Annotated in this window: 5 protein-coding genes; 4 read left to right on the forward strand and 1 reads right to left on the reverse strand. The window is 38.4% G+C overall.

Annotation, left to right across the window (positions count from 1 at the left end; translation table 11 throughout):
- Positions 1 to 5: 5 nt before the first annotated feature.
- The 4 genes from FW778_RS08560 to FW778_RS08575 are packed head-to-tail and all read left to right on the forward strand — an operon-like array spanning position 6 to position 9,319.
- Positions 6 to 3,824: an RHS repeat domain-containing protein gene (locus FW778_RS08560; RefSeq protein WP_150414181.1), complete on the forward strand. Its 3,819-nt coding sequence runs from the start codon at positions 6 to 8 to the stop codon at positions 3,822 to 3,824.
- 10 nt (positions 3,825 to 3,834) lie between these two features.
- Entirely contained in the window at positions 3,835 to 4,482 is a 648-nt protein-coding gene (locus FW778_RS08565) for a glutathione peroxidase (RefSeq protein ID WP_202552117.1), read from the forward strand.
- 35 nt (positions 4,483 to 4,517) lie between these two features.
- Complete coding sequence (locus FW778_RS08570) at positions 4,518 to 8,657, forward strand: DUF6443 domain-containing protein (protein ID WP_150414183.1); 4,140 nt, start codon at positions 4,518 to 4,520, stop codon at positions 8,655 to 8,657.
- Positions 8,658 to 8,695: 38 nt separating this feature from the next.
- Complete coding sequence (locus tag FW778_RS08575; RefSeq protein ID WP_150414184.1) at positions 8,696 to 9,319, forward strand: LemA family protein; 624 nt, start codon at positions 8,696 to 8,698, stop codon at positions 9,317 to 9,319.
- 1,080 nt (positions 9,320 to 10,399) lie between these two features.
- On the opposite strand, the gene FW778_RS08580 is transcribed toward FW778_RS08575, so the two are convergent.
- Entirely contained in the window at positions 10,400 to 11,491 is a 1,092-nt protein-coding gene (locus tag FW778_RS08580) for a DUF3644 domain-containing protein (RefSeq protein WP_150414185.1), read from the reverse strand.
- Positions 11,492 to 11,554 lie beyond the last annotated feature (63 nt).

The following is an 11,554-nucleotide window of genomic DNA, read 5'->3' on the forward strand; positions in this document are numbered from 1 at the left end:
CAAGTATGAGAAAATTTCTAAGTATCATTTTGATAAGCAGTATTTGTTGTTCCATAAGCTATGGTCAAAATGTACCTAATCTTGCGAATGAATCTGTTTTGTCCTCTAATTCAGGGATGAGCAGCGAACTGAGTTCTGTACCCGTAAATATTTTTACCGGTGTACCGCAAATCGGCGTTCCCATTTATTCCTATTCAAGTCCCAGGAATGGCTTGTCCCTGAACATTTCTCTTGACTATTACGCCGGGGGTGTGCAGGTAGCTCAATCTGCCGGAACCGTAGGCGTGGGATGGTATCTTAATGCCGGAGGCAGTATAGTCCGCACGGTGAGAGGCGCTCCTGATGATATGCCTACCAGTGGTTACTTGTATGCCGCTGCCATTCCGACTGACTACAGGAGTAACGGTGATAAATATTTCTTTGATTCACTAGATGCACAACAAGACATCTTCCAATTCAATTTTAACGGACGCTCCGGTAAATTCTTTATGGGGAAAAACGGGCAGATTGTCGTTGTTCCCAATAGTAAACTGAAGGTCATTCCGACATTTGGGGCCGGCGGGCTGGCACAAAGGATTGTAGCTTTTAGAATAATAACTGAAGATGGAACCAAATACGATTTTAATAATGCTGAGTCCGCTACCATTACTACCCAGGCAGCCGATAGTACTTTATTTCGTTCGGCATATTCGGGTAAGGCTTATTTTTCCTCATGGTACCTGGGCCAAATTATAGCTCCTTTTAATACTGATACAATTAAAATTAATTATACTACACAAGCCAATAACTACAGCTTTGCGTATCCTGAAATGACATTTGTTAAAAACCCAGACACGACCCGTATTAAGACCATCATGCCGGCGGGTTTAAATTCTTCCACGGACCTGCGCATCAGTTCTGTAATATTTCCAGAAAAAACGAGCATTAGTTTTACTTATAATCTAAGTAATCTCGTTACCAAGATTAAAATAAGTGATTCTATCTTCCGGTCGGGATTTTTATTAAATTATCTTACCAATTATTATGACCCATACTCCCATTCCAATATTGCAATACGGCCTCAGCTGACATCGGTCGTTCCGTATACCGCCACCCGAAGAAATTTTGGATACTCTTTTTCCTACTACGGCTTTCTCGGTTCCAGCATTGTTAACGGTTTGATTGAAAAATCTTCTGATTACTGGGGGTTTTTCAATGATGCAAGTGAAATCCCGAGAAGTAATAATTTCCCGTCAGTAAACGGCTATCCATGGTCCAGTGATCGTAATCCTGATTCAGCTTCGGCAATAAATAGTTCCTTACAAAGTGTTACTCTTCCAACCGGGGGCACTATCACTTATGATTATGAATTAAACGACCATTATCCTTATATAAAAACACCGTATAATGTATCCATCTCTCCCACCACTGCTTATTCCGGTACTATTTCACTAAACCAGGTCTTTAACACAAAGCAGCAGTTAACATTTATATTGGATAGTACCGTATCAAGAACGGGGAGTATACCTGTTTCAGGAACAGGAAATCTGATTGTTTACATAAAAAATACAGCAGGCACCCTCACATACGCAACCGACACGATTTCGCTTTATAATCTTTTTTATGAAGGCATTGCCACGTTTTCTTTCAATGTTCCCAATGGTAGTTATCAATTGAACATTCCTGCGGTCACCGGCACGACAATTACCGGTAGCTTTCCTGTCAATATCAAGTGGGAGAATAAAACATATGACAATACCCATATATCCAACTTTGCAGGTGGAATCAGGGTAAAAAAGATCACCAAGAGAGATGGGCCTATAGACCCCAATCCTGTAATTGAGCAATACAAATACATCAATACAGATGGCACAAGTTCCGGTTTCCTTGGAGATCTTCCAAGCTATTTCTATTACTATCTTGAATCGGTAAATTTTGGCGGCTTAACCACAACCAGCTATACAGTAGTAAGCGGTGAACCTGTCAATACTATGGACTATGCGCAGGGAAGCCCTGTAGGTTATAGCCGCGTGGAAGTATACAAAGGAACAACAACCCATAACCTCGGCAAAACGGTTTATGAATTCACAAACCTGCAGGATGTAAATTCAGGGGTATTCACAGAAGCGTTTCCTTATGTTCCGCAGGACTTAAGAGATTATGGCATCGGGCTTCCCAAAAAAGTTTCTGTTTATGACAGCACAGGAAGTTTAATAAAAAGGACCGTAAATAATTATGTGTTTGATTCTTCATTTTATAGAAACAGCAATTTCAAATCATTAAAGCTGGGTAATACCTACACCTATGTAAATGGTGACCCAAATAATACCGCGACACCCAGAACAAGGACATATATAGGCCAGGAATACTATCCTGTAACCGGGCATGCTTATCTCGCCAGTTCTTACGATACTTTATTTCAACCCAATGGCTCACAAAATACTTCCTACGTCAACTATTATTATGATACTAATTATAATGTAATAAAATCGGTGCGTAGCTATGACCGGACCCGGGGTCTGCAATTGGAAAACAGGTTATATTACCCCTATAACTATACCATCAGCGGGCCCATAAAAACTTTCAGGGACAGCAGCATCATAACTCCTGTAATTTCAAGCGAAAGCTGGATAACCGGGGATGCAAATCCAAGGATAATTGCAGGAAGTATCACCGATTACCAGTCAACCGCCGGTTACCTGAAACCCCTTGCCACTTATGCGTTGCAGTCTAACGCGCCGGTATCCCAAAGTACTATTGGCACTTTCAATCCTGCAGTACTCAACAGGAATACGACGTATTTTGTAAAGCAAGCCAATTTTGTGAGCTATGATAATAAAGGAAATCTGCAACAAGCTCAAAATGCACTTTCAGGGATTAATAACTCTGTGATCATGGATTATAACAAACAATTTCCGGTAGCTAAGGTAAGTAATGCTGCTTATAACGATATAGCCTACACGAGTTTTGAATCGGATGGGACGGGGAACTGGACAATTACCGGAACTGCAAGAGACTCCTTAAATGCGATGACCGGCAAAAAGAGCTATAACCTCAGCAGCGGAAATATTACAAAATCAGGGCTTACATCAACAACATATTATCTCCTTACAGTATGGGCAAAAAGCGGCACTACGGTAAACGTGAATAGCAGCCCCTTGTCAACTGTAATAGCTTCGCAGCAAGGATGGAATTTTTATTCCACCACCCTATCCGGAATAACATCTGTAACCGTGAGTGGAAGTGGCTCCATAGACGAGTTGCGCCTGCATCCGAAAGATGCCAATATGGTTACTACCACCTATGAGCCAATGGTGGGTGTTACGAGCACTACAGATGCCAATAATACTATTACGTATAATGAATACGATAACCTGAACCGGATAAAATTAGTAAGGGATAAGGATAAAAACATACTCAAAAAATATGATTATTCTGATTCTAATATGGTTATTAGTCAGGGACCTATATGGACTTTAGTAAACTATCAGTGTGACGGTCTGGTTGACGGCTTAGTTGATTCAACTTTTCAGGATACTAATATCTACAGCGATACCTATAACAGTTCATTTACAAATCATGGTACAGACTATTGCCGATGCTATGTTCCGGTTGCACATCCGGACTATCAGTTAATAAGCTCCATATGTACCGTTGCAGACCAAATATGCTATACCTATTCCGCGTATATTAAAATTATTAATCCCGATAATACTTATTACTGGACATGGAAATCCGTTTACCATTATCATTGGATTGCCAATAACAGTAACAGTGCAGATTTTACTGAATATAATCCCTCACATGGACATTCTTTGGGCTGCTCAACTTATATACCCTTCTAAAACTTACTATATGAACACAAAAATGACAAACTTGTTAATACTCTTTATTTTCTTCTGTGATATTACTTATTGTATTCCGAAAAAACTTTTGGACAAGAGTTCCAATCCGGCGTTTACTCCTTCAAAGGTGAAAACATTAAGCAATTACAATCGAACTTTTCGCATATCTGCTAATGAGATGGATACCTCTGTTATTTACAACCTTCCCTTAAATGACATTGATGGCAATGCTATAAACCTGGACCAATTCCAGGGGAAGAAAATATTAATAATAAACACTGCTACTAACAGCAGCTATGTAAGCCAGTATGATAGCCTGGAGCAATTGTACCAGAAATATAAAGACAGTCTCGTCATCATTGCTATACCGTCTAACTCATTTGGGAATGAAAGTAGTGATGATGCAACAATAAAAGAGTTTGTAATGAGTAACTATCACATTCATTACATACTGGCGCAGAAGATGAACGTAATGGGAGATGCCCAGTCTGTATTGTATTCGTGGCTTACACACATTGAACAAAACAATATGATGAGTAACGGTGTGCAAGGCGACTTCTTTAAATTCCTGGTAGACGGATCGGGCAAACTGGTAGGTGCATTTATGCCGTCAGTTGAACCGATGAGCCAGGATATGCAGGGTGTAATAACAAATTAAAATAAAGGACAATTTTATTTACCAATCTAAAGCTCATGAGAAAGCAAATACTGTTTTTGATCTTTTTTCAGGCAATTGCTGGTTATTTAACAGCGCAAAGTAATATACCTACTACGACTACCGGTCCGGCATCTGCCACTCCAAATGCATTACCTTCTTATAATCCTGCCCCATCTGCCTCATATTTGCGAACACTCGTGCCCGTTATGCCTACAACCGATTCGGCAAGGGTAACTATAAATGCATGGGCAGACACGGTAAATATTACAACACAATATTTCGACTCTTTAAGCAGACCATTGCAAACGGTTATTAAACAAGCCTCACCCGCAAAAAATGATTATGTTTCCCCGAATACTTATGACGAATTTGGAAGGGTAGTTAATAGCTATTTACCTTACGTGCAAACAATAGGAAATAATAACAACGGGCAGTTTAAATCCACCCAATTTGTTTATGATTCTACTTTTTATAAAACGAATTTCCCTTCAGAGCAGATCAATTACAGCCAGGCAACATATGATGCAACTCCATTACAAAGAGCGCTAAAAACAACCGCGCCAGGCAATAGCTGGACGGGAGCCAACGTTGGCATTAGCAATACCTGGAGAGCCAATGTGACGTCGGACAGCGTAAGGCTTTGGACGATTGCCATCAGCAATGAAGATGATGTTCCCGCAACTGCAATAGCTTATTCAGCCGGAAGCTTATCTGTAACTGAGACGACCGATGAAAGGGGTGTAAAAACGGTAACCTATAGAGATGAAATGGGTAGAACAATTCTTACCAAACAACAAGCGAGCGCCTCTCCAACGACCGGGCATTACGGTTGGTTGTGTACTTATTATGTTTATGATGAAATGAACCACTTGCGGGTGGTAATTCCTCCAAAAGCAGTGGATGCATTAAATACCTCCACCGTTAACTGGAATCTGTCAGGTGTTCCTACCATAAAAACAGGGTTGTGCTTTTCTTATTTCTACGATGCAAGAGGAAGAGTTATCATGAAATATATCCCCGGTAAAGGGAAAAATTATATTGCCTATGATTTGTTTGATAGGGTAGTAATGACACAGGATCCAAACCTGCGGCAAACTAACCAATGGGCTTTTGTAAAATACGATGGACAAAGCAGGCCTTTCAGATCGGGCGTTATTACCAGTGCGCTGACTAAAGACAGTATTATTGCGCAGGCTGCAAGAGCTAACGATTATCCCACACTCACCGGAACCTACACTATAACATCCGAAACCTATTTTGATGACTATAGCTGGATAACAGGCGGAGCACCCAATAGCAGTTTGGTGTCAACTTATATAAATAGCACCAATTTTAATACTAGCTATAATACTTACCCTGATTATGCGCAACCGATAACCGTTAGTAGCCGGATAAGGGGTGCCGTAACGGGCAGTAAAAGAATAATCCTTAATACCTCAACGTATTTATATACTGTACCGTTGTATGATGATCATGGAAGAGTAATTCAAATGAAAGAAACCAACTATACCGGCGGCACTGATGTACTTACCAAACAATACCGCTTTAACGGAGCCGTATTACGGACCCACCTTTACCAGCAGAAATCGGGTACTAACGCTCAAACACATACGCTGTTAACCAAATACACCTTTGACCACGTTGGCAGAATAAAAACCATTGTTAAAAATATTGATGGCTTAGGAGATAAAACCATTGCCACCAACACATACAATGAACTTGGCCAGTTGAAATCAAAAGTGCTGGGAAGCGGTATTGATTCGTTGGCTTACGCTTACAATATAAGAGGCTGGCTCACCGGTATCAATAAGGGCTTTGTAGATACTTTTAATAGTGCGACGAATTATTTTGGGGAAGATCTTTTTTACGATTTTGGATTTACCAATAGCCAGCTTAATGGCGCCATTGCCGGAGTAAAATGGAAAGCTGGCGGCGATACCATAGCACGGGCTTACGGCTTTAGTTATGATAATGCCAACCGGCTTACCAAGGCAGATTTTAGCCAGAATATTAGAAATACAACCACCTGGACAAATTCGAGTGTAGACTATACCGTTAGTAATCTTACTTACGATGGTGGGGGCAATATCCTCACTATGAGACAAAGAGGGTTATTGATAGGAAGTTCCACAACAATTGATTCACTTGCCTATACTTATACTGCCAACAGTAACCAGTTGCAGAAAGTGGGTGATGGGATAGCAGATGCAAGCCCGATGGGAGATTTTAAAGACTCTTCGCTTACAACCGATTATACTTATGATGTTAATGGCAACATTACTAAGGACTATAACCGCCACATGCATACTACAGCCAATGGCAATGGCGATGTGTATAATTTATTAGACAAGCCTGATTCCATGGTTATTGCAAACAAAGCAACATTATATTATTATTACGATGCAGCGGGAACAAAATTACGTAAGCAGGTAAATGATTATACTACCGGCAAAACACTTAACTATCTTTACCTCGATGGTTTTGTTTATTTGAACGATACCCTGCAATATGTAAACACAGAAGAAGGAAGAATACGATGGGCTAAGAAAAGAAATAATACAAATGGCACTATTTATTATGCTTTTGAATATGATTATTATTTAAGAGACCATTTGGGTAATGTGCGAACGGTTCTTACTGAAGGAAAAGATACGGCAACGTATGCAGCTACCATGGAAACTGCGGATAGCGCTACAGTTGAAGCGTTGTTTAGCAATGTTTATGACCCCGTAAGGACGGTATCACCAAAACCCTCAGCATTCGATAGCGATCCTAACAATCATTATGTAAGCAAGCTTACAGGCACGACAGGGGGGCGAATCGGGCCTTCCATTATTTTAAAAGTGATGGCGGGTGATAAAGTGCAGATTAGTACTTACGCGTATTATACAGGGGCAACACAATCACCTGTAACAGATAATACTTTAGTCACGGATCTGCTTTCCACATTAGTAAGCGGGATTACCAATCAAAGTGGAGGTAAAATAGGAAGTGGAAATTCCACGGCATTAAGTAATACGGTTAGCCCAAATGTATTATCGTTTTTAGGGACCCGCTCTTATAATTCATCATTACCAAAAGCTTATCTTAACTGGGTTTTATTAGATGATCAGTTTAGATATGTAGCCGGCAGCATGGGAGCTTTACAGGTTCAGGCGGGCAGTGCTAAACAGGCGTTGGCACCATCTTTACAAACTATGGCAAAGAATGGATACCTCTATGTGTACGTAAGTAACCAAAGCCCGCAGGATGTATATTTTGATGATCTTATTGTAACACATACAACTGGCCCATTGTTGCAAGAACAAAGTTATTATCCTTTTGGATTGCAAATGGCAGGTATAAGTGATAAAGCCTTAAATAAATTGGATAGTAAAAATAAATTTAATGGAGGAGTGGAATTGGAAGAAGACTATGGAGTAAATTTGTATGCGACTTTTTACAGAGAGTATGATCCGCAGATTGGGCGGTTTACAGGAATAGATGCATTATCTGAGATGTCTTCTAATGTTACATCTTATCAATATGCAAATAATGATCCTATAAGGTTTAATGACCCAAGTGGATTGCTTTCAACTCAAGACAATCCGGAAACATTAGAAGCAGTGATTATAGCAATGCCTTCTACAGCATCGGCTGGAATTAGCTTTGCTGTTTGGGATGCTTTGATGTCGCAATTTGGAGACGGTAGTTTCTATGCTGGATTTGGAGGAGGTGGAGGAGGAGGTGGAGGAGGAGGTGGTGGTGGTGGATGGAGAAATAGGGTAGCAAAGAAACTTGCAAACACGTATAAACAAAATGAGCGACGTATAATGGCTTATTCCTTAACGATGGAAGCTTTAGCTGAGGTGACAAGTGCCGGCGAACTTCTCACAAAAACAAGGGACGCATTGGTTGAAACGTATGGAGATGATGATTCCAAAGAGGCAAGTGAAGTATATAGCCAAGTTATTGACTTAGTAAGAGGGATAAAGGAAGACGTAGCAGGTGGCGAATTGACTGATAGCTATATCGCAATTGCATCGGCCGCTTTTGGTGCCAAGGCAATTACGTTGGGAGCTGAGGACGCTGCATTGATGGAAACCATAAAAATGTTAGATGGAGATGTTTATCACAGTTTAAATCCGGACACGGATTATCGCGGTGGTGGGGGCGGGGCGGACTCTTCATATTAATATAAATTAAAGTCTTAATTTTAAATTTTCTAAAAAATATGAAAGGTAAAAGCAGAAGCTGTTTTATAACACTAATCGTAATTTTTTTAATTGTAACAGTGCTAACTTTCTTACTAAGATTAAATACTCTGAATAATTTCGAAATTAATCAAAAAATTGTTGATTCAGAGTGGGCAAAATTATATAAGGGCGTGAACGAGCGTAATGATTTATTTAAAAAAATTATTGCACAAAAAAACAAAGAGAACGAAATTTTTGATAGCTTAAGAGTCGTTTTAGAAAAGGTTTATAAAAATTATGCTCTGTATAAAAAGGGCTGCACATTGGATTTTGTAGAAGGTGAGCATATCTTAAACAACGAGTATTTGAAATCTCTAAAAGCATTTTCCCTTGATTCTTCGTTATTAAATAAAGAGGGATGGGGTACTTTAAAAGAGTTGAAAGTAAGTGACAATGAGATGAACAACGTTATTGCGGATTACAATAATTCAGTTTTAGAGAACAATAAATATATATCAACTTTCCCCAATTTTATTCTTGCAAAAAGAAATGGTTTTTCTAAAAAGAAATTTTTTACGATAAAATATGGTATTAAAAATGAAGATCCTATTGAAAAAAGTAAAAAATTACCAGAATGGGCAAAAAACAAGGATACGCTTTAATTGGTAATGTATCAGAAATGTTGTTTTGCAAAATTTTACTTTCAAAAGAATATAAATACGGGATTTCAAAAGAATAAAAACAATTATTTTGGGCAGCTTAACGGCTGCCTTTTTTCTTTTTACCTTAAAACTTACTCTAATGCTAGTAAATATTATTGCGTGTTACGTAATATGTTGGTTATAAAAATTTATGAAAAAAATTTTAATGAAGTACTAAAATAGATTTCCCTTAATGAGTAAATAATAAAAAGGTAAATAGGTCTATCGCCGGCTTTGTCAGCAAATAGATGCGCCAAACCATTACAACAAACAAAGTACTGTCTATGTCCTTTCATGGGTTGCTTCTACTTTTATTGCCACTAGGATTAAACTTCGCAAGTATCTGTAAAGGAGAAAGTTTACAGGGAGATTGAAATTGACTTGAATCTTTTACCAGCAATAGATCACCTATAATTTTTGCCGGTTATGTTGGTTTCAGATAGGGTTTGTATCCCGGTAAAAGACTTTTTATAGGCTGCTAAAACAACTTGCGATTCACCAACTTGATCAGCAACTGTCTTGATAAAAGCTTCCGGGCATGCTCGTTTAGTGGGAGGAACTTTTACACAGGATTAAAAATTCCTCATGCGCACGTTAGTTTTAACGGTTAGAAAATCCTCCCCAATAATCCTCCGTCATTCTTCCCAGCATCTTTTGGACCTCATAAAAGTATTAGATAGCTAAATATGGGAATTTCTTCGAATCTCGAACGATTTTAATTGCTCCCCTTAACCAGAAGTCCAAAAATTTACTAGGGGATAAGCCAGCTTATCTGGATAAGATTTTACTTTGTAACGTGCAGTTTAAGTACTCTCACCAAATTGAAAACTCACGTTCTGATCCGGGATATAAGCCGAGAAAAAGGTGAACTACTCAATGTACCAATTACCAATTTGGAGATCTCTTTGCCGCCTTTTCTTGGATAGACGAGGTAACTAATCCAAATGAACGCATAATCGAATAGCCTGTGATGATTATCAAGTAAGGTTCTGTGAGGACGTGAGGTGAAATCCCTCTTGTTTATGCGATCGACTGAAGCCTTTATTCTGTTTCAAAAAAAGAAATATCAATTTTGTCTTTGCGTTCAAAATATTTACGCCAGTTGTTTCGTACTAACTTCCCATTCAATATATTTTTTATTAAAAACTCTACCCATTTTTCTTGATATAAGTAATCGCCATGTGCTTCATCATAGTTGCAGTATTTTGGATTTGTTTCGAAAGGATCATGGTTCTTCTCAAACCCATTGTAAGGTCTGACACCTAAAATAGCAAGAATACATTTATGATCGGCGTGATTTAATTTAATACTTATTTTTTTATTTACTTCTTGAATTACTTTACCTGGTTTTAGTTTTCCTGGATTTATTACTTCTGCTTTTATTACTTTGTCCTTAACCAGTGCAGTAACTTTTTCATAATTCTTTTTGTCATTTTCAGAAAGTGAATTCCAGTTTACAAATTCAACAGCGATATCATTTCGATTAGTGTTGGAGATCTTTGGAATTTGAATAAGCTTAATACTATATTCTTGTGAATTGAATATGTTATCTGAGAGAGATGTTCTGTATCGGTCTATGAATTCCTTTAACTCCTGAATTTCTGTTGAGAGAATTTCTTTGTTTGCTTGCACTTGTTTGGAAGTTCTTACTCTTGAAAACTGAAGAGAATAGGCTAAATTTTCATTTAAGGCGTACTCAATTCCAAATAGCTTTATTAACTCATTTTCATAATTATAAAGAAGTGATTGGCATTCGCCAAAAATCATTATCCCAATTTCATCTTTATCTATACTTCGATGTTCGATTTTGTTTCTGAGCCGTATAAAAAAATCAAGATTGGATTTTACAGCGTCTTGTAATTGCCCGTATTTTAAAATACATGTTTTAAGTTCCCAAGCTTTCTTTTCTCCATCAACTATTTTATACTGCCCCTTTTCCTTATAATAAAATTTATCACCATTTTTATGGTTAAAATGTGAATGAAAAAGACGTGTCCAGGCCATAATCATATGTGTAATGAACTCTTCAACACGAAATGGGGTCCTTGGCTTATTGTATATTTCAACAGCAAGAAGAGCGCAATTAATTGAGCTGTCAAGAAGAGTTTTGCTTTTCCCTTTTCTAAGAAGCATTTATAAAGTATTAAGCACTCATTAAGGTTTCAGCCAACGAGAGTTTGTGAAAAAACTATCATT

This window comes from Ginsengibacter hankyongi (assembly GCF_008710285.1).
In the GTDB taxonomy this organism is placed as follows: domain Bacteria; phylum Bacteroidota; class Bacteroidia; order Chitinophagales; family Chitinophagaceae; genus Ginsengibacter; species Ginsengibacter hankyongi.